At 69.0% G+C, this 17,170-nt stretch carries 33 protein-coding genes and 1 pseudogene; 30 read left to right on the top strand and 4 right to left on the bottom strand.

Annotated elements, in window-relative coordinates; all coding sequences use genetic code 11:
• Window positions 1-74 precede the first annotated feature (74 nt).
• The 7 genes from lepB (FL583_RS15355) to FL583_RS15385 all read left to right on the top strand — a co-directional run bounded on the left by lepB (FL583_RS15355) (window position 75) and on the right by FL583_RS15385 (window position 4,331).
• Window positions 75-1,244 carry a signal peptidase I gene (gene lepB / locus FL583_RS15355; RefSeq protein WP_142705299.1) on the top strand — a complete coding sequence of 390 codons (1,170 nt, stop codon included), beginning with the start codon at window positions 75-77 and terminating at the stop codon, window positions 1,242-1,244.
• On the top strand, window positions 1,241-1,858 hold the full coding sequence (gene lepB / locus FL583_RS15360) for a signal peptidase I (RefSeq protein WP_142705300.1): 618 nt from the start codon (window positions 1,241-1,243) through the stop codon (window positions 1,856-1,858). The genes lepB (FL583_RS15355) and lepB (FL583_RS15360) overlap by 4 nt, the downstream gene beginning before the upstream one ends.
• Window positions 1,851-2,438, top strand: coding sequence for an NUDIX domain-containing protein (locus FL583_RS15365; RefSeq protein ID WP_170323657.1), 588 nt, complete (start codon window positions 1,851-1,853; stop codon window positions 2,436-2,438). The genes lepB (FL583_RS15360) and FL583_RS15365 overlap by 8 nt, the downstream gene beginning before the upstream one ends.
• 89 nt (window positions 2,439-2,527) lie before the next feature.
• Window positions 2,528-3,010: an NUDIX hydrolase gene (locus tag FL583_RS15370; RefSeq protein ID WP_142705302.1), complete on the top strand. Its 483-nt coding sequence runs from the start codon at window positions 2,528-2,530 to the stop codon at window positions 3,008-3,010.
• A gap of 2 nt (window positions 3,011-3,012) precedes the next feature.
• Complete coding sequence (locus FL583_RS15375) at window positions 3,013-3,720, top strand: ribonuclease HII (protein WP_142705303.1); 708 nt, start codon at window positions 3,013-3,015, stop codon at window positions 3,718-3,720.
• Complete coding sequence (locus FL583_RS15380; RefSeq protein ID WP_142705304.1) at window positions 3,717-4,040, top strand: DUF2469 domain-containing protein; 324 nt, start codon at window positions 3,717-3,719, stop codon at window positions 4,038-4,040. The genes FL583_RS15375 and FL583_RS15380 overlap by 4 nt, the downstream gene beginning before the upstream one ends.
• 18 nt (window positions 4,041-4,058) lie before the next feature.
• Window positions 4,059-4,331, top strand: a complete 273-nt coding sequence (locus FL583_RS15385) for a hypothetical protein (protein WP_142705305.1) — start codon at window positions 4,059-4,061, stop codon at window positions 4,329-4,331.
• Window positions 4,332-4,388: 57 nt separating this feature from the next.
• Here FL583_RS15385 and FL583_RS15390 read toward each other — a convergent pair whose 3' ends face one another.
• A complete protein-coding gene (locus FL583_RS15390) occupies window positions 4,389-4,913 on the bottom strand; it encodes a hypothetical protein (RefSeq protein ID WP_142705306.1) in 525 nt (174 codons plus the stop codon).
• Between the two features lie 175 nt (window positions 4,914-5,088).
• Here FL583_RS15390 and FL583_RS15395 point away from each other — a divergent pair, with 175 nt between their 5' ends.
• From FL583_RS15395 to FL583_RS15425, 7 genes and pseudogenes are all read left to right on the top strand, one after another.
• On the top strand, window positions 5,089-5,445 hold the full coding sequence (locus FL583_RS15395; RefSeq protein ID WP_142705307.1) for a YraN family protein: 357 nt from the start codon (window positions 5,089-5,091) through the stop codon (window positions 5,443-5,445).
• A pseudogene (locus FL583_RS15400) lies at window positions 5,445-5,699 on the top strand (magnesium chelatase domain-containing protein); the annotation flags it as partial. The gene FL583_RS15395 and the pseudogene FL583_RS15400, both read left to right, overlap by 1 nt.
• A gap of 109 nt (window positions 5,700-5,808) precedes the next feature.
• Entirely contained in the window at window positions 5,809-6,057 is a 249-nt protein-coding gene (locus FL583_RS42920; RefSeq protein ID WP_142705309.1) for a type II toxin-antitoxin system HicA family toxin, read from the top strand.
• Window positions 6,050-6,658 (top strand): hypothetical protein, encoded by a 609-nt coding sequence (locus FL583_RS15410; protein ID WP_142705310.1) that lies wholly within the window; start codon window positions 6,050-6,052, stop codon window positions 6,656-6,658. The genes FL583_RS42920 and FL583_RS15410 overlap by 8 nt, the downstream gene beginning before the upstream one ends.
• Before the next feature lie 158 nt (window positions 6,659-6,816).
• The gene (locus FL583_RS15415; RefSeq protein WP_142705311.1) at window positions 6,817-7,092 is read left to right on the top strand and encodes a hypothetical protein; all 276 of its coding nucleotides are present in this window, start codon (window positions 6,817-6,819) and stop codon (window positions 7,090-7,092) included.
• A 172-nt stretch (window positions 7,093-7,264) separates the two neighbouring features.
• Window positions 7,265-7,642, top strand: a complete 378-nt coding sequence (locus FL583_RS15420) for a PadR family transcriptional regulator (RefSeq protein ID WP_142705312.1) — start codon at window positions 7,265-7,267, stop codon at window positions 7,640-7,642.
• The gene (locus tag FL583_RS15425; RefSeq protein WP_142705313.1) at window positions 7,639-8,103 is read left to right on the top strand and encodes a hypothetical protein; all 465 of its coding nucleotides are present in this window, start codon (window positions 7,639-7,641) and stop codon (window positions 8,101-8,103) included. The genes FL583_RS15420 and FL583_RS15425 overlap by 4 nt, the downstream gene beginning before the upstream one ends.
• 211 nt (window positions 8,104-8,314) lie before the next feature.
• Here the strand turns inward: FL583_RS15425 and FL583_RS15430 are convergent, their stop codons facing one another.
• Genes FL583_RS15430 through FL583_RS15440 form a run of 3 tightly spaced genes read right to left on the bottom strand, consistent with a single transcriptional unit; the run spans window position 8,315 to window position 9,966 of the window.
• Window positions 8,315-9,169, bottom strand: coding sequence for a helix-turn-helix domain-containing protein (locus tag FL583_RS15430; protein WP_142705314.1), 855 nt, complete (start codon window positions 9,167-9,169; stop codon window positions 8,315-8,317).
• A gap of 24 nt (window positions 9,170-9,193) precedes the next feature.
• A complete protein-coding gene (locus FL583_RS15435) occupies window positions 9,194-9,733 on the bottom strand; it encodes a DUF6879 family protein (protein ID WP_142705315.1) in 540 nt (179 codons plus the stop codon).
• Entirely contained in the window at window positions 9,730-9,966 is a 237-nt protein-coding gene (locus FL583_RS15440; protein ID WP_142705316.1) for a hypothetical protein, read from the bottom strand. The genes FL583_RS15435 and FL583_RS15440 overlap by 4 nt, the downstream gene beginning before the upstream one ends.
• Before the next feature lie 490 nt (window positions 9,967-10,456).
• On the opposite strand from FL583_RS15440, the gene FL583_RS15445 reads away from it, so the two are divergent.
• The 16 genes from FL583_RS15445 to FL583_RS15515 all read left to right on the top strand — a co-directional run bounded on the left by FL583_RS15445 (window position 10,457) and on the right by FL583_RS15515 (window position 17,106).
• Window positions 10,457-10,798, top strand: coding sequence for a hypothetical protein (locus tag FL583_RS15445; RefSeq protein ID WP_142705317.1), 342 nt, complete (start codon window positions 10,457-10,459; stop codon window positions 10,796-10,798).
• The gene (locus tag FL583_RS15450) at window positions 10,795-11,133 is read left to right on the top strand and encodes a hypothetical protein (protein WP_142705318.1); all 339 of its coding nucleotides are present in this window, start codon (window positions 10,795-10,797) and stop codon (window positions 11,131-11,133) included. The genes FL583_RS15445 and FL583_RS15450 overlap by 4 nt, the downstream gene beginning before the upstream one ends.
• Complete coding sequence (locus FL583_RS15455; RefSeq protein ID WP_142705319.1) at window positions 11,133-11,468, top strand: DUF6907 domain-containing protein; 336 nt, start codon at window positions 11,133-11,135, stop codon at window positions 11,466-11,468. Before FL583_RS15450 ends, FL583_RS15455 begins: the two co-directional genes overlap by 1 nt.
• Entirely contained in the window at window positions 11,465-12,025 is a 561-nt protein-coding gene (locus FL583_RS15460; RefSeq protein ID WP_142705320.1) for a sigma-70 family RNA polymerase sigma factor, read from the top strand. Before FL583_RS15455 ends, FL583_RS15460 begins: the two co-directional genes overlap by 4 nt.
• On the top strand, window positions 12,022-12,402 hold the full coding sequence (locus FL583_RS15465; protein WP_142705321.1) for a hypothetical protein: 381 nt from the start codon (window positions 12,022-12,024) through the stop codon (window positions 12,400-12,402). Before FL583_RS15460 ends, FL583_RS15465 begins: the two co-directional genes overlap by 4 nt.
• Complete coding sequence (locus FL583_RS15470) at window positions 12,402-12,821, top strand: sigma factor-like helix-turn-helix DNA-binding protein (protein WP_142705322.1); 420 nt, start codon at window positions 12,402-12,404, stop codon at window positions 12,819-12,821. The genes FL583_RS15465 and FL583_RS15470 overlap by 1 nt, the downstream gene beginning before the upstream one ends.
• A complete protein-coding gene (locus tag FL583_RS15475; protein WP_142705323.1) occupies window positions 12,821-13,006 on the top strand; it encodes a hypothetical protein in 186 nt (61 codons plus the stop codon). Before FL583_RS15470 ends, FL583_RS15475 begins: the two co-directional genes overlap by 1 nt.
• A complete protein-coding gene (locus FL583_RS15480; RefSeq protein ID WP_142705324.1) occupies window positions 13,006-13,260 on the top strand; it encodes a hypothetical protein in 255 nt (84 codons plus the stop codon). The genes FL583_RS15475 and FL583_RS15480 overlap by 1 nt, the downstream gene beginning before the upstream one ends.
• Window positions 13,257-13,412 (top strand): hypothetical protein, encoded by a 156-nt coding sequence (locus FL583_RS40110; protein ID WP_170323658.1) that lies wholly within the window; start codon window positions 13,257-13,259, stop codon window positions 13,410-13,412. The genes FL583_RS15480 and FL583_RS40110 overlap by 4 nt, the downstream gene beginning before the upstream one ends.
• A gap of 100 nt (window positions 13,413-13,512) precedes the next feature.
• Window positions 13,513-13,752 (top strand): hypothetical protein, encoded by a 240-nt coding sequence (locus FL583_RS15485; RefSeq protein WP_142705325.1) that lies wholly within the window; start codon window positions 13,513-13,515, stop codon window positions 13,750-13,752.
• Window positions 13,749-14,024: a hypothetical protein gene (locus tag FL583_RS15490; RefSeq protein WP_142705326.1), complete on the top strand. Its 276-nt coding sequence runs from the start codon at window positions 13,749-13,751 to the stop codon at window positions 14,022-14,024. The genes FL583_RS15485 and FL583_RS15490 overlap by 4 nt, the downstream gene beginning before the upstream one ends.
• A 22-nt stretch (window positions 14,025-14,046) precedes the next feature.
• Window positions 14,047-14,994: a hypothetical protein gene (locus tag FL583_RS15495; RefSeq protein WP_170323659.1), complete on the top strand. Its 948-nt coding sequence runs from the start codon at window positions 14,047-14,049 to the stop codon at window positions 14,992-14,994.
• Window positions 14,991-15,203, top strand: a complete 213-nt coding sequence (locus FL583_RS15500; RefSeq protein WP_142705328.1) for a hypothetical protein — start codon at window positions 14,991-14,993, stop codon at window positions 15,201-15,203. The genes FL583_RS15495 and FL583_RS15500 overlap by 4 nt, the downstream gene beginning before the upstream one ends.
• Window positions 15,204-15,324: 121 nt before the next feature.
• Window positions 15,325-15,795 (top strand): hypothetical protein, encoded by a 471-nt coding sequence (locus FL583_RS15505; RefSeq protein ID WP_142705329.1) that lies wholly within the window; start codon window positions 15,325-15,327, stop codon window positions 15,793-15,795.
• Between the two features lie 4 nt (window positions 15,796-15,799).
• Window positions 15,800-16,021, top strand: a complete 222-nt coding sequence (locus tag FL583_RS15510; protein WP_142705330.1) for a DUF2339 domain-containing protein — start codon at window positions 15,800-15,802, stop codon at window positions 16,019-16,021.
• Entirely contained in the window at window positions 16,021-17,106 is a 1,086-nt protein-coding gene (locus tag FL583_RS15515; protein ID WP_142705331.1) for a hypothetical protein, read from the top strand. Before FL583_RS15510 ends, FL583_RS15515 begins: the two co-directional genes overlap by 1 nt.
• Window positions 17,107-17,170 lie beyond the last annotated feature (64 nt).

Consider the following 17,170-nt stretch of genomic DNA (forward strand, 5'->3'; position numbering starts at 1 on the left):
CGGTGCCCGCTGCCCGCGAACCGGTCGCCGGTGAACACAACGGCCCCTCGGGCCGTGATTCGGGTGTGGGAAGAATGGGCGGCGTTGAGCACCTTCCGGACGATCGCTACGGCCGACGTCCGGACGGTCGGCCGTCCGGTGGCAGACCGGCCGGCGGGGGCCGGCGGCGTCCGGATCCGTATTACGACCCGTATGCGGACGCTCCGCGCTCGCCGGTCGACGGGTACGCGCCGCGATACCAGGAGCCGTCTCATCGGCCCGAGGACGACTCGGCGTATTACCGGGAGACTTACGGCCAGCCGCGGCCCACTTCGTCGGCCTCGTCGTCGTCAGGCGGGTCGTCGGCGGCCGATCGGGCCGGTGGCCGCCACCGCGCCGGAGCGCGGCCGTACGCGGGGGCGGCGTCGAGCCGCAACCGTCGCCGGGCGCTGCCGCTCTGGCAGGAGATCCCGCTCCTGCTGATCATCGCGTTCGTGCTCGCGACCGTGATCAAGACGTTCGTGGTCCAGGCGTTCTTCATTCCGTCCGGTTCGATGGAGCGGACGCTGCTGGTCAGCGACCGGGTGCTGGTCAACAAGTTCGTCTACGACCTGCGTGAGCCGCGCCGGGGCGAGGTCGTGGTGTTCCGGGGCACCGACTCGTGGGTGCCGGAGAACGCCGTCCCCACGAACACCGGCACTCTGGCGACGGCCGGGCGGATGCTCGGCGGGCTGGTCGGAGCCGCACCGCCGGACGAGAAGGACTTCGTCAAGCGGGTGATCGGTGTCGGCGGCGACACCGTGCAGTGCTGCGACAAGAACGGCCGGGTCCAGGTCAACGGCGTCTCGCTGGTCGAGCCGTACGTGTTCGAGGACAACACGCTCGACGAGCGTCAGTTCGGGCCGGTGAAGGTGCCCGCGGGCCGGCTGTTCATGATGGGCGACCACCGGGCCGCGTCCGCGGACTCGCGGGTGTACCTGTCCGACCAGTGGCGGGGGACGATCCCGGTCAACGCGGTGATCGGGCAGGCCTACGCGACCGCGTGGCCGATCTCCCGTTGGAGTTTGCTGCAAACTCCCGATACTTTCAGCAATGTTCCGACTGCGCTGGGTGAGCCTGGCCGAGTGGCCCCTCGACCCACCGGAGCAGGGGCTTTGCTGGTCTTCCCGCTGCTGTTCGGGCCGTTCGGGGCGGTCGGTGCCGGACGTGCCCCCAGGTGGCTGTTGCGCCCAGATTCGCTCCGACACCGTAGGCTGCGTAGGTGATGCCCGAGACCTCCCGTCGGAAACAGCGGTCATTCTGGGTCGAACTGCCGATCCTTCTTCTCGTCGCGGTGATCGTCGCCGTGCTGGTTCGGACGTTCCTGGTACAGACCTTCTACATCCCGTCCGGATCGATGGAGACCACGCTCCTGATCAACGACCGGGTGCTGGTGAACAAGATGGTTTATCGCTTCCGCGAGCCGCGGCGGGGCGAGGTCGTCGTGTTCGTGCCGCCGAAGCAGTGGGACGCCGGCCCGAGCAAGGACGACTACATCAAGCGCGTGGTCGCGGTCGGCGGCGACAAGGTCGTGTGCTGTGACGCGTCCGGCAAGATCACGATCAACGGCCGTCCGCTGAACGAGGACTACCTGTACGAGGACGACGTGCCGTCGTCGCAGCCGTTCGACGTGACGGTGCCCACCGGGCGGTTGTTCGTGCTGGGGGACCATCGGTCGGCGTCGGCCGACTCGCGGTTCCACCCGGATTATCAGTCGGGGACGATCCCGGTCGACGCCGTGGTGGGGCGGGCGTTCGTGATTTTCTGGCCGTTCGGGCACATGGCGACGCTTCCGGTGCCGAAGGGGTACGAGGCGATTCCTGCTCCGTCGGGTGGCTGAGCAGTCGTTCGATCGGGAACGGCCCGTCGCCGGGCGTCCGCATGAGGACGCTCGGCCGCTGACGGCCGGGAGCGCTCCGCCGGGCGGGGCGCCGGCGCGGCCGTGGCGGTTGTCGGGGCGGTTGCTCGTTCTCGATCCGCAGGATCGACTGCTGCTCGTTCGCTCCCGGGATCCGGGCTACCCGGAGCTGGGCGAGTGGTGGGAGGTCCCGGGCGGCGGCGTGGACCCGGGCGAGACCACGGTCGAGGCCGCACTGCGCGAGCTGCGCGAGGAGACCGGCGTCGCCCTGGAGCCGTCCACCGTGGGACCGGCCGTCTGGGAGCTCGAGATGACCTACCTCTGGCTGGGCCGTCGGCGCTGGGCGAGGCAGGCGATCCACCTGGCCCGGCCGTCGGGAACGCCCGAGCCGGTCTCCGAGGTGCACTACACGCCGGAGGAACAGGACACGTTCCTCGCCGCCGAATGGGTGCCGGTCTCCGCGTTGGAGCGGGTGCGGACGTTCCCGGACGGGGTCGGGTCGGGGCTGGCGGCGCTGGCCGCCGGGACGTCGATCGACACCGGGTTCGCGGTCTGGTGCTGAGCCGGGTGACCTCGGACGGAGCCGGGGGCGGCACCGGCGGAGCCGGGGGCGGCACCGAGTTGCCGGACACGGACTAGGCTCAGGTGCCGATGGACGAAGCGATCGCGCGGCGGGCAGCCCGAGTTCTCGTGCTCGACGGCAGCCGGGTTCTGCTGTTCCGCTGCATCAGCGCACACCGGCCGGAAGACGGCCCCTGGTGGATCACCCCCGGCGGGGGTCTGGAAGCGGACGAGGACGTCCGCACGGGCGCGGTCCGCGAACTGCAGGAGGAGACCGGCCTGCTCGTGGACCCGGCCGACTTCGAAGGCCCGGTCTTCGAGGAGGAGATCTCCTACCCGACGACGAACGGCACCCAGCGTCAGCGGCAGCAGTACTTCGTGCTCCGGCGGGCCGAGTTCGAGATCGATCGCGGCGCCCAGACCGACTGGGAGCGTGAGTTCATGGGCGAGGCGCGCTGGTGGACCAGCACCGAACTGCGGGCGACCCCGGAGACGGTCTACCCTCCGAACCTTGCCGATCTGCTCGACGGGCTCGAGGCCGACCTGCTCGACGGGCTCGAGAAGGAGGCCTGACCGTGCTCGTGCCCCCGCGGGCCGTCGTCCGCCGCGACGGCGGTCTGTACGCGCTGGAACGGACGCTGCGCCGGCGCGGTTTCGCCCGGGTCGCCGGCGCCGACGAGGCCGGTCGTGGCGCCTGCGCCGGTCCGCTGGTCGTCGCCGCGGCGATCCTGCCGCCCGGGCCGCGCGGTGAGGTGCCGGGCCTGGCCGACTCCAAGCTGCTGACCCCGGCCGCCCGCGAGCGCGTCTACGACGAGGTCCTGAAGCGGGCCGAGGCGTTCTCGGTGGTGGTCGTGCCCCCGGGCGAGGTCGACAGCCGTGGCCTGCACCGCAGCAACATCGACGCGATGCGCCGGTCGGTCGAACAGCTCTCGGTCCGGCCCGACTACATGCTCACCGACGGGTTCAGCGTCGCCGGGCTCGGGCTGCCCGGCCTGGCCGTCTGGAAGGGCGACCGGGTGGCCGCCTGCATCGCCGCGGCGAGCGTCCTGGCCAAGGTGACGCGGGACCGGATCATGACCGAGTTGCACGAGACATATCCGTGTTATGACTTCGCCCAGCACAAGGGCTACGTGACCGCGTCGCACGCGGAGGCGCTCGCGCTGCACGGCCCGTGTCCCGAGCACCGGATGTCGTACGCGAACGTCGCAGCGGTGGGACGCGGGGCTGGCGCTCTGGTGCCGGTGGCGGTGAGCCACAATGGTCTGGTGGAGGACGAAGTATGAGCGCTGAGGATCTCGAGAAGTACGAGACCGAGATGGAGCTGCAGCTCTATCGCGAGTACCGCGACATCGTCCGCCAGTTCTCCTACGTCGTGGAGACCGAGCGTCGCTTCTACCTGGCGAACTCGGTCGACCTGCAGGTGCGCAACGCCGACGGCGAGGTGTACTTCGAGGTCGCGATGTCCGACGCCTGGGTCTGGGACATGTACCGGCCGGCTCGGTTCGTGAAGAACGTCCGGGTCGTGACGTTCAAGGACGTCAACGTCGAGGAGCTCGACAAGCCCGACATCTCGCTGCCGGGCGGCGGTTCGTTCGGTTCCTGATCGGGGTACGGCAGGGCCATGGACGAGAACTCGTACGCGGACGGCCCGCCGCCGACCATGCCGTCGGAAGCCCGCACCGGGGCCGTCGAGCAGGCCGATCCGGTGGACGCTTCGGCCGATGGCGCCGGCGGGGTGCCGCCGGGCACCGCGCCGGAGGTGGAAGCCGCGCTCGGGACGTCCGAGTCGCTGAAGCCGGTGGACGGGGTGCACACGCCGGACATCGGGCCCGGCGGCGAGGACATCGACACGGCCGAGTGGCCGCTGGCCGGCAGGCCGGACGCGGCGCGCTAGCGGCGGCTCAGTCGGCGCCGCTGGCCGGCAGGCCGGACGCGGCGCGCTAGCGACGGCTCAGTCGGCCGGCATCTCCAGGGGAGTCGCCAGGTCGGCGTGGGCGTACGTGGCGAACGACTCGTACAGCTCCTCGAACTTGAGCAGGGCGGCGACGAACTCCTGCTCGCGGTCGGCGTCGCGGGGCGCGCGGGAGAGCCGTGCGGCGTAGTAGTTCACGGTCGGGACGTGCATGAGCAGGTCGCTCAGCCTCCTGGAGGCCTCCGGGCCGCCGTGGGCCGACACCCCGGCCAGCAGCGGTGCCGACCGCTCGATGTCCGGCGGCAGGAACTCGGCGTTCTCGCCCCGGCCGACCTTGCCGTACTCCAGCCGGGCGGCGTCCGCGTACTCGAGTGCGCCGGTGTAGGCGTCCCGGCGTTCGTCCTCCCGGGCCATCAGCACGGCCTGCCGATGGCCCGCGGTGATCACCTCGGAGATCTGACGATGGCCCCGGCGGGCGATTCCGATCGCGGTCGCCGCGCCCAGCACCGCGACCAGCAGGCACACCCCGGCGACGGTGCCCAGCGAGACCCATTCGTCCGTCATAGTCTGTAAGAGTAATAAGTCCGTTCTGTTTCTCCTGGTCGGTACCACCGCACGGGGTGGCGTGCCGTGATCCACAGGCCGTGTGGTTGTCCCCAGGGCGCGGATTCTGGGTTCTTTCGATCGGCCGGGGCGGCGACTCTGAACGCCGTCCGCAGGCGATCGGAGGGCACTGACCATGGGGGCGAAAGAAGCCGTCGGCGCGTACGGCGAGCGGGTGGCCGTCCGGCACCTGCAGCAGGCCGGTCTGGTCGTGCTCGACCGGAACTGGCGCTGTTCCGACGGCGAGCTCGACATCGTCGCCCGCGACGGTGACACGCTGGTGTTCTGCGAGGTCAAGACCAGGCGCAGCGACGCCTACGGCGTCCCCGCCGAGGCGGTGGTGGCGGCCAAGGTCCTCCGTCTCCGGCGGCTGGCCGCGCAGTGGATCCGCGCGTCCGGGGTCCATCCCGACGTCGTGCGGTTCGACGTGGTGAGCGTCCGGCCCCAGCAGGCCGGCGCCGCCCACGTCGAGCACCTGCGCGGGGCGTTCTGATGGCCGGGTTCGCGCGGGCGCTCGCCGTCGGCCTGCACGGCGTCCACGGGCGGGTCGTCGAGGTGGAGGCGCATCTGGCCCAGGGGTTACCCGGGCTGGTGATCACCGGGCTCCCGGACGCGGCGGTGGTCCAGGCCCGCGATCGCGTCCGGGCCGCGGTGCTGCATTCCGGGCAGCGCTGGCCCGACCAGCGGATCACGGTCGGGCTCGGTCCGGCCTGGCTCCCGAAGCACGGGACGAACTTCGACCTCGCGAAAGTCAGTATGGCCCGTGTTTATCGGGCGCAGCTTAGAGGGAGGTGGCACCTATGTCGCGATACGGTTCACCGATCACACCGTCATACGCGCTCGCGAAGGAGCAATCGTGGGTAGGGCACCAGGCTTCGCCGCCCTGAGCGCGCGCAAGCTACGCCGCCTCCTGGAGCGCGAGCTTGGCTATGAAGTTGTTCGGACCACAGGGTCTCACCGACGGCTGCGATCACCTGGTCGGCCTGACCTCACGTTTTCGTTCCATGACGGTGACACTGTCGGCGCATCCCTTGTGCGAACTATTCTCGTGAGGCAGGTCGGACTGACCCTCGAGGAAGCGCAGGAGGTGGCTAGTCGTGCCTGAAACCATCCACCTCCTTGTGACCGATGAGGGCGACGACGGCTGGTCTGCCCAGTCACCCCAGCTTCCTGGGTTCGTGATGGGCCGACAGACCGTGAGTGAGCTACGAGCGGATCTTCCGGGCGCTCTTCGCTTCGCCGGCGCTCCGGCGGGCCCTGTTGAGGTCCACACCACGCGTCGGTTTGTGACTCCCGAGGGTGGGGAGTACCTCATTCGCGTAGCCGAGGATCGCTATCGAGCTGACCGTCTCGAGGTTGCGTGGCGTCTCGCCCGGGTGATGAGCACTGAGCAGCGGCACGCAATGATGAGCGTTCTAGCCACACCGACCGGAGAAGTCTCAATCGTTTGCGCAGTCCCGTCCGACACTCTTGGCTGGTTCACCGAGCAACTGTTCGACGAGAATGATGCCCTGGTCTTGGCTGCGGCTATCGGTGACCAGGACGTGTTCACGACGCAGCTCACCAGCGAGACCGATCGCGTGGGGAGTTCCGGATGGACGACTTTCGAGGCGCGAGGATGGACGAAAGCCACCACCCTTAGCGAGGTCATGCAGTCAATACAGATCGGGGATCCAGCCGAGTTGATGCTCGTAGCCTCTCGTTGAGGCGCTGTGGCGGTCGCTGACGGCCGCACGACAGAGCCCCGGTTGTCCGGTGACCGCCGGGGCTTGTTTCTGCCGCGAGGACGGACTGAGCGCTCTGCGTGCGCCGCCACTCGACGCCGGCCTGACCGTTGCCACTGCGGCATCGGCACAATGGCGCAATGAGGAAACCCAACCCGCTGTCGTGCACCATCTACGCGGGCTCTTTGACATGGTCCGGCGCGCTGACCGTCGCGGCCATCGACGAGATCCTCGACTACCTGCGTAGCGGAACGGCGTCTGGTCGCATGCTGGAATTGCCGCCCGAAGACGCCTATACGGAAAATCCAGGCGGTTACCAGAACTATAAGACGGGCACCGACTACACCTACCTGCGATGGGACGCCATCGACGGGATCAAGGTTCGTGCCCGTGGGGAGGATCAGTGGCCGGCGTGAGATGCCCGGCTGCTGCCCGGATGGCTGCCGCCAGAGCGTGACTCGGCTGCGCGTCCAAAGCTGCAAACGACGAGCCCTGGTAGTCCAGTGACGGCCTGGGCTGTTTCTGCCGGGGGGACCGACTGAGGCTTCGCGTGCGTCAGGGAGTCGACCCTATGTAAGATCCCTACTTATGGACGATGAGAAGGCTGAGGCGCGGGCCGAGCCCGTCGTCGGCGAACTTCGCGTCACCGTCGCGGTTGCGACGGTTCTGCGCGTGTTCACCGACGACATCGCCGAACCGCGCTACGGCTACGAGCTGATGGGGCTGACCAGTTTCGCGAGCGGAAAGCTGTATCCGATCCTCGCCCGTCTGGAAGCCGCAGGTTGGATCGAAGGAAGTTTCGAGGACATCGACAAGGCCGCAGAGGGTAGGCCGCCGCGGAAGCAGTACACCTTGACGCCGGGCGGCGTGCGCGCAGCGCGCCAGGCTCTGGCAGAACTGCACCAGCAACTTGCGCCGAAGACGCCGTTCGTAGGCTGGCCGAAGCCTGCGGGAGGACGAGGGTGAAGGTCGCACTGACGGTCCTCGTGTTCGTATTCGTTCTCGGGGGCACCACTGCGCTCGGGGACTTGCTCAGCGAGGAGATACGCGGCCGGCTGGACCGTCTGCCGTTCGCGGTGCTGCGGCTGGCCGCGCGTCGGGTTCCGCAGCCGACGCGGGCGGAGCGTGTCCGAGAATGGGAGGGCGAGCTCTACGAGGTACTGCGTGGCGCCGAGGCGCTTCCGGTGACCCGGCTGTGGAAGGGGGTGCGGTACTCGTTCGGCCTGGTCTACGCGGCACCGGCCATCACTGCCGCCCTGGAACTCAAACCCGTGTCTACTCCTCCCGCACGTGGCGCGCGAACTCCTCACGTCACCCCGGAGAGTCGTCGCAGTGTCTTAACTGTGATGGATATCCTAATATCCACTAGCGTGGCAATTATGGCCATAATTGTCGTATTTTTGGGAATTTGGCAGACTCTATCGTGATGACAACATCCGACGCCTGCGTGTGGCGGCCGGAGTCGCCCTGACGCACGTCACAGCCCCGACTAGTTCGGAAGGACCGGCCGGGTGGTCCGCTCAGCTGCGACGAGCCGCTACCGCGGGAAGTTCCGCAAGCGCTGATCAACGACGAAGCCCCCTACTGTCCCAACTGGGACGGTAGGGGGCTTCGTGCTGTCGCCAACTGGCGACACGGTTACTCGGCGGCCAACGCCTCACGAGCCAACCGGGCGAGAAGCGCGCGTGCGTCGTCGCCGGTGAGCGCCGACGCCCATACCCGCTCAGCGAGCGCAACGTACCGCGCCACGGTCTCGGGGTCGCTCACCCAGGCTTCACCGAAGCTGTGCTCGAGCTGTACCAGCGACGGCTCCCCGTCGCTGCGGTCAAGAAGCAGATTCGCGTCGCTGATCAGCAGCCCCGCCGGCGCCCCACCCAACGGGAGTATGCCGACGTTCACGCCCTCGAGCTGGGACAGCTGCGAGATCCGGTCGTACTGAGCCGCCATGCCGCGCGGACCGAGCACCGGTTCCCGTAGATCCGCCTCGCTCGCCATGAGCCGGAACTCTTTGTCGCCCTTGAAGAGGATGGCGCTGCGCTCCGTCCGCGTGGCCACGCTCCTCGGGATGTCCCGAGTGTCGGTGTCGTCGGCGAGGCGGGTGATCGCCGCCATGTAGTCGGCGGTCTGCAGAAGTCCAGGAACCCCGCGGGTGATGCTGACCAGCAGGCGTGCCGATGCTTCGATCTCGGCGTAGCCCTTCTCCTGCTCGTCTGCACGATCGAGACTGAAGTTCTCCACCGTTGCCGAGTGAGCCTCATTGGCTAGCTTCCTCAGCACCTCGCGAGCGGCCTCATCGGCGCCGACTGCCTTGGCCCACTGCTCGATCTCGGGAAGCGACAGGAGTGAACGGCCCGTTTCCACGCGCGAGACCCTCGCGTTGCTCAGTCCCGTCCGTTCGGCTACCTCTCGATGAGAGAGGCCGGCGAGCGTGCGGAGCTTCTTCAGCTCCGTTCCGAGGGGGAGCCATCGCGGGGTCTGCGGTTGTGGGGACATCGGTGGGCGCTCCTTGTTGGGTGGCTACGCGCTGCGCGGCAGCGTGTCGATGGCGGCAATGAAGTCGTTGAGCGGCGTGGCTTCCCCCCACGCTCTGGCCGCCGCGTGCACGTAGGTCTGAACCAGGCGGCTGTCGGCGACGACCTGGTCGTCGACGTAGCGCCCTTCGGGGTCGTAGTGCACGACAACGACGGCCGGGTGGTCGGTCTCGCCGTCGAAGATCCACAGGTCTTCGGCGTGCGAGCTTGGGCCGACGAGCAGCCGTATCTCTTCGCCGAGCACCGCCGATTCCTGGTACGCCGCCACCTCCCACGCCGTGTAAGGCGTGACTGGTAGTTCGACGATCCGGAGCCGCTGCCAGCGCTTCCCGTCGAGGGAAGTGCGGGCGAGGTGAGCGGCCCATTCGGAGGTGCGTACCGAGAAGCCCGGCCGCGCGGGGCGGCCGGGCTTCCAGGCGGCGATCGCGTCGGCGTCCTCGTCGTTCACGTACTGCTGCCTCGCCTCGATGCGAAGCGCGCTGTCCGTGAAGGTCTCGAGGAGCCGGTCGAGGTCGTCTTCGGTCACAGACGCCCCGCTGCTCGTAGGGCGTCGACGGCGTCGGCGAGGTACGCGGCCGAGATGCGGCTGGTGGTCTCGCCTTCGTCGGTCTCCACGTCGGTGATGGCGCCCTGGACGATGAGGTCGCCGCTGCCGTCCTCCGGGTCGATGACCTTGGGGCAGCTCTTGCTCGGGCACGGCTCTCCGCTGATTACGCGCACAGTGACCAGCTCCCTGCTGTCGGGTGTGTCGCTGATCATGCTTAGCGCTCCGCTCTGCTGCGTCAACTAGCGGAAGAGATCTTGCGCTACAGGTTGCTACATTGCCCTGCATGCAGCTACATTTATGGGGCCGAGAACGTTCCTGGCCGGTGGCTCCCGGAAGGGTTTCCCCTGCTCAGAGCACCTTCGGACAACGAGAGAGAACGTTCCGACGGGAGGTCGCAGTGGAGCAGAACAGCGTCAGCCGAATCTGCCCCAGCTGCGGCTGTAGCGAGCCGGCCGTCACCTTCTACGCGACCGGCGCCGAGTGCCGGGGCTGCAAGCGGCAGCGCTCCAAGCGCAACCGGATGCATGCGGCTCAGCGGCTCCTGAACGCGGAACGGCTCCTCGTCGACGCTCTTGCTCACCTTGCAGGTGAGCCCGCGCGGAAACCGCGACAGCGCGGATCCCAGACAGCGAAAAGGGGCCGGACGGCGATTGCAGCGCCGGCCAGCCCCTCGACCCATCTCCTCATCACCCAGGAGCAGTCGTGACTCAGATTCTGTCGCACAACCCGGAAACCGTCGACTCCGCCCCGCTGTGCCAGCGGTGGTGCAACACCCACCAGCACATCGACTACGCCGATGGCGGTAGCGAGGGCTTTTGCCGCGGCGTGCACGCCACGCAGCATGGCCAGTTCACCGTCGTCACCGATCTGAACAGCGGCTCCTACATCATCCACCCCGGCCGCCCGGCCGAGGTCGACGCCAACGACCCCGGCTACGCGATCGTCACGGTCACGCCCGAAGGACGCGACAGCGTCGTGCATCAGGGCCCGATCGACGAACTGACTGCCCTGGCGGCTGCCCTAACCGCGGCGGTGGCCCTGTGACCGCTGAGGTGTTCGACCTCAACCCGCTACTGCACCCGTCATGGTGTGACCGCACGCACGGAGTAGCGGACGACTGCGGGCAGCCCTGGGTTCCGCACAGCGCCACGTTCGAGGTGCCCATCGACGACACCGACCGCAGCGCCGTGGTGTGGGTCGACTCGTGCGAGGACAGCGCGCCGCGCCTTCGTGTCGGTTTCGATAGGCCTGACTGCAACGGAGAGATCTTCCGCTACGACGGTATGCCCGTCGGCGGCGATATGGAGATGGCCGAAGCTGCGGCGCTTGCGGTCGCGTTGCAGCGGGCGACCGATGCTGTTGCCGGACGGGTGGCCTGATGACCGCCTCCGTTCTCGACCCTGCGATCCTTATCTGCCCTACCTGGTGCTCGCAGGAGCACGGCGTCGAGACCGACGGCACCGATGTGTGGGTGACGCACGGCTGCACCGTGGAAGTCGAAGTTGGCTCCACGAGCCGTTGCATCGTCGTGTGGGTCAACGCGACCAACACCGACCAGCCCAGCTTTGCCCTTGGCTCCGACCGGCTTGACTGCCGTGGAGGGGTAGCCCGCTACGACGATCTCCCCGGGCCCTGCCTGGACGCCGACGAAGCCGCAGCCCTGCAGGCCGCGCTGTCCGGCGCGATGGCCCTCGTCCACGGGGAGCCGTCATGAGCTGCGCCTTGGCCGGCGTTCCGTTCGTCGATGTCTACCTCGAGCACCGGGGTTGGATCACCCGCTACGTCGCTTCGCGGGTGATGGAGTACTACGCCGTCGAGGACCTGGTTCAGGAGACTTTCCTGCGGGCGCTGGCGCAGTCCGGCGACTACGACGGAACCGTCGACGGCATCGGATCGTGGCTCACGGGGCGTGCTGCCTGCGCGGTCGGGGACTACGTCCTCGACCGCCGGGCGTACCTGCGGGCCGGCCACGAGGTGCACCGGCAACTCAGACTTCCCGCGCCAGTCCCGTACCGGCGACTCGTCGCCAAGGGTGAGCGCCAGTTCCCTGCTCCGCCGTTGCTCGCGCCGCGCCTACCGCTGCGTGCTGACCTGGCCGTGGCTTTGTCGCGACTGCCGGAGACGCAGCGCCGCACGATCCAGCTGCGGTTCCTGGAGGGACTCACGCTGGATGTCTGCGCCGACCTGCTCGGCGTCAAGCAGATCACCATCGTCCGCCGCCAGCGGCAGGCGCTCGCAGCGCTCCGCTCGTCTACGGCGGTGGCGTCATGAGCGACATCCGCGACGTTGCTGTTCCGATCGTGCAGGCTGCGCTCGCCGACAAGTACCTGCCGAACCGGGCCGCGCGCGAAGCGGGCCAGTTCGTCGTCGAGGAACTGATCGCCGCGGAGCTCCTCGAGCTGCCCGACGGTTTCGAGGTCGAGGACTTCGTCAGTCCGATCGTGGCCGCACCTGTTCCCGGCGAAGAGGAGTTGCGCCAGACCGAGCGCGCCCGGGTGGCCCGCAGGGTCTGGGAGTTCTACACCGATCCCGCGCGATGGCCGCAGCGTGCACAGGACACCACGGGCGAGTTTCGTCAGGGCTGGCTGTTTGCGCTGGAAGAGCTAACTCGAATGTTCGACGCTGGCGCTTTCGGCGGTAACCACTGATGGCCGGCATCGGAACCATCGGCCGGCTCTCCGAGGCTCTGGCCCGTCTCACTCCGGAGCAGCGCCGCACGGTCCACCTCACGGGCTTCGAGGGCTTCAGCCACGAACTGGTGGCGATGCTCACGGGCTTGTCCGTTGCCGAGGTCCGCCGCGACCGGGCGCAGGCGCTGGCCGCGCTCGGCGCCCAGCGGATCCTCCGAGACGACCTGGACCTGCCCGAGCCGGCTACTGCATCGACTGAGCCCACCGAGGGCCAGGTGTGGGAGCCGCTCGTCGACGACGCCGCCGCGGCGAAGGCCGGTCGCATCACGGTCATCGAGGTCGACGGCCGAGACCTGTACGTCCGCGACACCAGCGGATCCCTGCAACTAATCACCGCCGACCGGCTGCGGGCCGGCTACTGGATGCGGAGCGCGTGATGCCGGACTTCTACTGCACGTACTGCCCCGACAGCTCGGGCGTGCGGGCCGTGTTCGAGATCCACGCGGTCGCGCGCGGCGGACGTAGCGACGGCGCCGAGTACACGGCTTACGGCTGTGACGAGCATGCCCAGGAGGCGTTCGACCACGGCGCCACGCTCGAGCGGCTCGGCGGTGAACGGTGATGGCCACCGCGACCGCCGACCGCCGAATCCTGACCGTCCCGTCGTGGGCCACGACCGTGGGCTGCTTCTACATCGAAAACCCCGGCCGACACGAAGGCCGTGTCGAGGTCGGCAGCGAGACGGTCGCCACCATGACGGCCCGGTCGATCTCGGCCAGCACCCAGCTCGGGCGCCGCGTCCACGTGTTCGACGATCACGGTCGCTCGACCGGCTACGCCCTCGACGGCGAATGGCACCCGGCGGTGACGCGATGAAGCGCCGCCACCTGGCCCTGGCCGTCGTCTCGATGACGTTCTCGTTCATCGGCATCCGCGCCGAGAGCCCCGCGATCTCCATCGGCTGCGGCCTGGTCGCCCTGGTGACCGGCGTCGTCTTCGGTGTCCGCGTCCTGAAGGACAGCCGATGAGCGACCGCCACATCACGGCCGACGAGCAGCGCGGCCAAACCGTCAAGGACGCCGACGGCAACCGAACCCCACTCACCGACCACACCCGGAAGGCGAAGCAATGATGTCCCACTTCCTGCGCTGGTACTGGAAGCCCCTCCTGATCGGCTCGGCGCTCATCGCGTTCGGGCTCTACGTCCCGGACAGCGTCGCCACGGTGCTGGCCACCTCGAGCAGCCAGGTCGGAACGCTGCGGCGCTTCTTCGTCCTGTTCGGTGTCTTCGCGATCCTCGTCGACCCGGCTGCCCTGACCCTCGGCGCCGCCTGGCGTCGCCTCGTGAAGGCCCGGAGCGCGTCATGACCGTCGTCCGCCACGAGCCGAGCACCGCCGTCGTGCCGGTCGCCACGCCTACCGCCCCGGTTCGGCTGCTCGACGTCGCGGTCCGCCCGCTGGCCGCGGTCCCGGAGATCCTGCGCCGGCCGAGCAACTGGCCCGCCGCGGTCGTCGGCCTGGCCGCACTGACCGTGCTCGTCGGTACGGGCCTGGTCGCCGCATTGCACAGCTGGTGGGCGCTGCTCACCGCCGTGCTGTTCCTGTACCTCGCGGTCTCCGCGATCCGGACCACCGCGTAACCCACAACCTCTGAACGGAGGCATGACCGTGACCACCCCCATCAACGTCAAGAGCGTTGAACGTGCCGGGCGCGCAGTGAACGGCGCCCTCTGGGTGGTGTTCGCGCTCGTCGCGTACTTCTCGGCCGGCAACGTCTTCGAGCTCGCCCGTAACCACGACACACCCTGGTACGTGGCGTGGGTCCTCGCGCCGATCGTCGACGTCGCCCTGTTCGCCGCGTTCAACGGCGACGCCTTCCTGGCGCGGATAGGCGTCCACCTCGGGTTCGGGTGGCCGACGATCCTCCGGATCTTCACCGGGGGCGCCACGTGGCTGCTGAACACCTGGCAGTCGCTGGGCGTTGCCGGCCCGGCCGATCCGACCGGAATCGTTCTGCATTCCATTCCACCGATCGTGCTGGTTTTCCTCGCCGAATCGGCCCCGGTGTATCGGGCCGCTTTCTCGCGGGCGCTCTCGATGGCGCTCGATAAGGAAGCGGAATCCCGCGCCGGGATCGAGGCGGAAAAGCAGGCGATCGCCGATCACTACGAGGCGCGGATCGCCGATATCGAATTGCGCCACCGCGCCGACATCGAACGTCTCGAAGTGGCTTTGGAGCGGGCCCGCCTGCGGGCCGCGAAGCCGTCTGGTCGCCGGACCGACCAGACGACGAGGCCGGGCGACCAGAACCGCGACCAGGCGGACCTGGTCGGAGGCGACCAGAAGACCGACCAGGTTCCGGTCGGGGGCGGCGACCAGAAGACCGACCAGACGCTGGCCCGGTCGGACGACGAGGTCGCGTCTGCGCTCTGGACGGCATGGCAGGCAGAGGTCATCCGCACCGGCAAGGGCCTCTCGCGCTACCGAGTCGAGACCGACGGCAAGTGCGCCAAGCGTCAGGCACTTCGGGTCATTGCGCTCCTGGAAGCCCAGATGCCGTCAAACGCCACCGACGCCCCGAATGACCGAACCAGTGAGGAGGTCCGATGACGTCCCAGCGGCAGCGCCGCAACACCGATTCATGGCGGCGCCGGATCAGTGACCGCCTTCGCGAAGCCACCACGCCGATGGCCACCGCTTACGTCTGGTGGCAGGAACTCCGCCGGGTCGCCCGCGACCCCCACGACCCCGTGTGGACCGAGCTCGAACGTCTGCTGCGGCAGCGGGCCCGGGAGAGGGGTGATCGTCGCGCTGCGTGAGTTTCACTCCGCAGTTTCACTCGAAGTTTTACTCCGCGCGGGGCCCCAAGCCCGGTGGGCGCTGGGCGCGTGCGCGCGAGGACCGATCGTAACAGACCGTCAAGCAGACAAAGGAGACACAATGAGTATCGGAGGCGGCATCACGCTCGCCGCCGGGGTGTTCGCGCTGATCGCGGCCGTGCTGTTCCACGGCTTCCCCAAGCCGCAGAAGTGGCCGAAGTCGATCCCGTGGCCGGCGCCCTGGTTCACCCTCGTGCTCGTCATCGGCGGAACCATCGGCGTGCTGTCCGGTGGCATCGGCGCCTGGCTCAACCGCACGATCACCTCGGTCGTCTCGTGGGCGTCGGACTCGTTCGTCGCCAGTTGGACCGGGGTCGGGCTCGCCGCGATCATCGGCGGGCTGATCCTCGTGTTCCTCATCAAGCGGATCGCGAAGAAGGAGTACGACACCACGACCCTCGGTCTCGGCGCGGCCCTCCCGATCTTCGGTGTGGCCATCCCCGGGGCGATCGGGTCGGCCGTCGCGCTGTGCCTGTCCGCCATCGCCGGCGGCGTCGGGTCGGCCGTCGCCGCCGCGTTCGGGGTGGGGTGACCAGATGACCCGACCAGGCCCCGACCAGACTCCGGACCAGAACCCCGACCAGGTCGGCGACCAGACTCCGGACCAGAACCCCGACCAGGTCGGCGACCAGACCGACCAGAAGTCTGACCAGACGAGCGACCAGACGCCGAACAAGTCATGGCTGTTCCTGCTCGGAGTCGCCATTCTGACCGCTGTTCTGTGCGTCCTCGCGCGGCGGATCGGGTGGTGGTGGTAATGCTGCTGCTCATTATCGGGCTGGTCGCAGCCGCCTATTGCCTGCGCGCCGGATATCGCGACGCGAAAGCCACCGCTAACCGCGTCTGGACGGGCCACAAAGAGCGCGTCGCGAATTGGGCCAAGGGCGTCGAGCCCAAGCCGTCCAACGCCGGTAAGCGCGCCGGAATCGCCGCCGCCGCGATCGGCACCGCGGCATGGCTCGGGCTGCGGGCCTTCTTCGCGGGCGTGAAGGAGGCATGGCCGGACGGCATGGACGCCGGGGCCCGGTGGGCGAGCCGACGCGGATGGGTCGACCCGGCCGGGGCTTCCCGCCGCGGCGGCCGGCACCACGCCCCAGACTCCGGCGACGAGGACTACGACGACGAGACGAGCACGGTCCACAACGACCACGCAGACTGCACGCCGCCCGGCTGCGGACGGCCCGGCTGTCCTGCGCACCGGTCGTGGGCGTGGGCCTGCAACCGCTGCGGAGCGGGTGGTGGTGGTTTCCACACCGAGTGGGCGGCCCAGAACGCCCAGAGCAGCCACAGCTGTCCGCCGCCCCCGCGGGAGCCCAACCCCGAGAACAACGGGTCGCGCGTCGACTGGACGTGCGCCCAGTGCGGCGCCACCGAGACCGGTTACGACTCGCTCGCCGCCGTCCGGGCCCGCCACAACTGTCCCTACCGAGAAGCACGACCCGACGCGAAGAAGGAGAACCCCATGGCCGCTGAGACCACCGTCGAATCCCTGATCAACGAAACCACCACCGAGCAGACCGAGGCGACTGCCGCGGTCGACCAGGCCACCGAAGCCGCGAACCACGCGGCCCAGCGGACCACCGCGTCGAACGCGCGAGTGGACGCGGCCACCGCCAGCCGGTTCGGGTCGGACGTCACCGGGCCGCTCACCACCGTCGCCGACGCGCAGCAGGCCTACAAGGACCTCTGCGACCAGGCCGCCGTCGCGGCCCAGACCGTCGTGGACGCCACCACGCAGTGCCTGGCGGCCCTGCAGAAGCACCGCAGCGTCGGCGAAGCCGCGGAAGCCCTCGAGGGTGGCCGCGACTCGATGGCCGACCGCGACGCCTACGCCACCGCCTGACCCCGCACCAACCCCTCGACCGCGAGCGGCGTCCACTCTCCGGGCGCCGCTCGCGCTATCTCCG

It is taken from the genome of Cryptosporangium phraense (assembly GCF_006912135.1).
GTDB lineage: Bacteria > Actinomycetota > Actinomycetes > Mycobacteriales > Cryptosporangiaceae > Cryptosporangium > Cryptosporangium phraense.

Bases quoted from the DNA above. Each gene is read 5' to 3' on its own strand.
- lepB (WP_142705299.1), top strand. From the start codon at position 75: ATGGGCGGCGTTGAGCACCTTCCGGACGATCGCTACGGCCGACGTCCG.
- FL583_RS15370 (WP_142705302.1), top strand. From the start codon at position 2,528: ATGGACGAAGCGATCGCGCGGCGGGCAGCCCGAGTTCTCGTGCTCGAC.
- FL583_RS15380 (WP_142705304.1), top strand. From the start codon at position 3,717: ATGAGCGCTGAGGATCTCGAGAAGTACGAGACCGAGATGGAGCTGCAG.
- FL583_RS15385 (WP_142705305.1), top strand. From the start codon at position 4,059: ATGGACGAGAACTCGTACGCGGACGGCCCGCCGCCGACCATGCCGTCG.
- FL583_RS15390 (WP_142705306.1), bottom strand. From the start codon at position 4,913: ATGACGGACGAATGGGTCTCGCTGGGCACCGTCGCCGGGGTGTGCCTG.
- FL583_RS15395 (WP_142705307.1), top strand. From the start codon at position 5,089: ATGGGGGCGAAAGAAGCCGTCGGCGCGTACGGCGAGCGGGTGGCCGTC.
- FL583_RS15415 (WP_142705311.1), top strand. From the start codon at position 6,817: ATGAGGAAACCCAACCCGCTGTCGTGCACCATCTACGCGGGCTCTTTG.
- FL583_RS15420 (WP_142705312.1), top strand. From the start codon at position 7,265: ATGGACGATGAGAAGGCTGAGGCGCGGGCCGAGCCCGTCGTCGGCGAA.
- FL583_RS15430 (WP_142705314.1), bottom strand. From the start codon at position 9,169: ATGTCCCCACAACCGCAGACCCCGCGATGGCTCCCCCTCGGAACGGAG.
- FL583_RS15440 (WP_142705316.1), bottom strand. From the start codon at position 9,966: ATGATCAGCGACACACCCGACAGCAGGGAGCTGGTCACTGTGCGCGTA.
- FL583_RS15455 (WP_142705319.1), top strand. From the start codon at position 11,133: ATGACCGCCTCCGTTCTCGACCCTGCGATCCTTATCTGCCCTACCTGG.
- FL583_RS15460 (WP_142705320.1), top strand. From the start codon at position 11,465: ATGAGCTGCGCCTTGGCCGGCGTTCCGTTCGTCGATGTCTACCTCGAG.
- FL583_RS15465 (WP_142705321.1), top strand. From the start codon at position 12,022: ATGAGCGACATCCGCGACGTTGCTGTTCCGATCGTGCAGGCTGCGCTC.
- FL583_RS15470 (WP_142705322.1), top strand. From the start codon at position 12,402: ATGGCCGGCATCGGAACCATCGGCCGGCTCTCCGAGGCTCTGGCCCGT.
- FL583_RS15475 (WP_142705323.1), top strand. From the start codon at position 12,821: ATGCCGGACTTCTACTGCACGTACTGCCCCGACAGCTCGGGCGTGCGG.
- FL583_RS15480 (WP_142705324.1), top strand. From the start codon at position 13,006: ATGGCCACCGCGACCGCCGACCGCCGAATCCTGACCGTCCCGTCGTGG.
- FL583_RS40110 (WP_170323658.1), top strand. From the start codon at position 13,257: ATGAAGCGCCGCCACCTGGCCCTGGCCGTCGTCTCGATGACGTTCTCG.
- FL583_RS15485 (WP_142705325.1), top strand. From the start codon at position 13,513: ATGATGTCCCACTTCCTGCGCTGGTACTGGAAGCCCCTCCTGATCGGC.
- FL583_RS15490 (WP_142705326.1), top strand. From the start codon at position 13,749: ATGACCGTCGTCCGCCACGAGCCGAGCACCGCCGTCGTGCCGGTCGCC.
- FL583_RS15495 (WP_170323659.1), top strand. From the start codon at position 14,047: ATGACCGTGACCACCCCCATCAACGTCAAGAGCGTTGAACGTGCCGGG.
- FL583_RS15500 (WP_142705328.1), top strand. From the start codon at position 14,991: ATGACGTCCCAGCGGCAGCGCCGCAACACCGATTCATGGCGGCGCCGG.
- FL583_RS15505 (WP_142705329.1), top strand. From the start codon at position 15,325: ATGAGTATCGGAGGCGGCATCACGCTCGCCGCCGGGGTGTTCGCGCTG.
- FL583_RS15510 (WP_142705330.1), top strand. From the start codon at position 15,800: ATGACCCGACCAGGCCCCGACCAGACTCCGGACCAGAACCCCGACCAG.
- FL583_RS15515 (WP_142705331.1), top strand. From the start codon at position 16,021: ATGCTGCTGCTCATTATCGGGCTGGTCGCAGCCGCCTATTGCCTGCGC.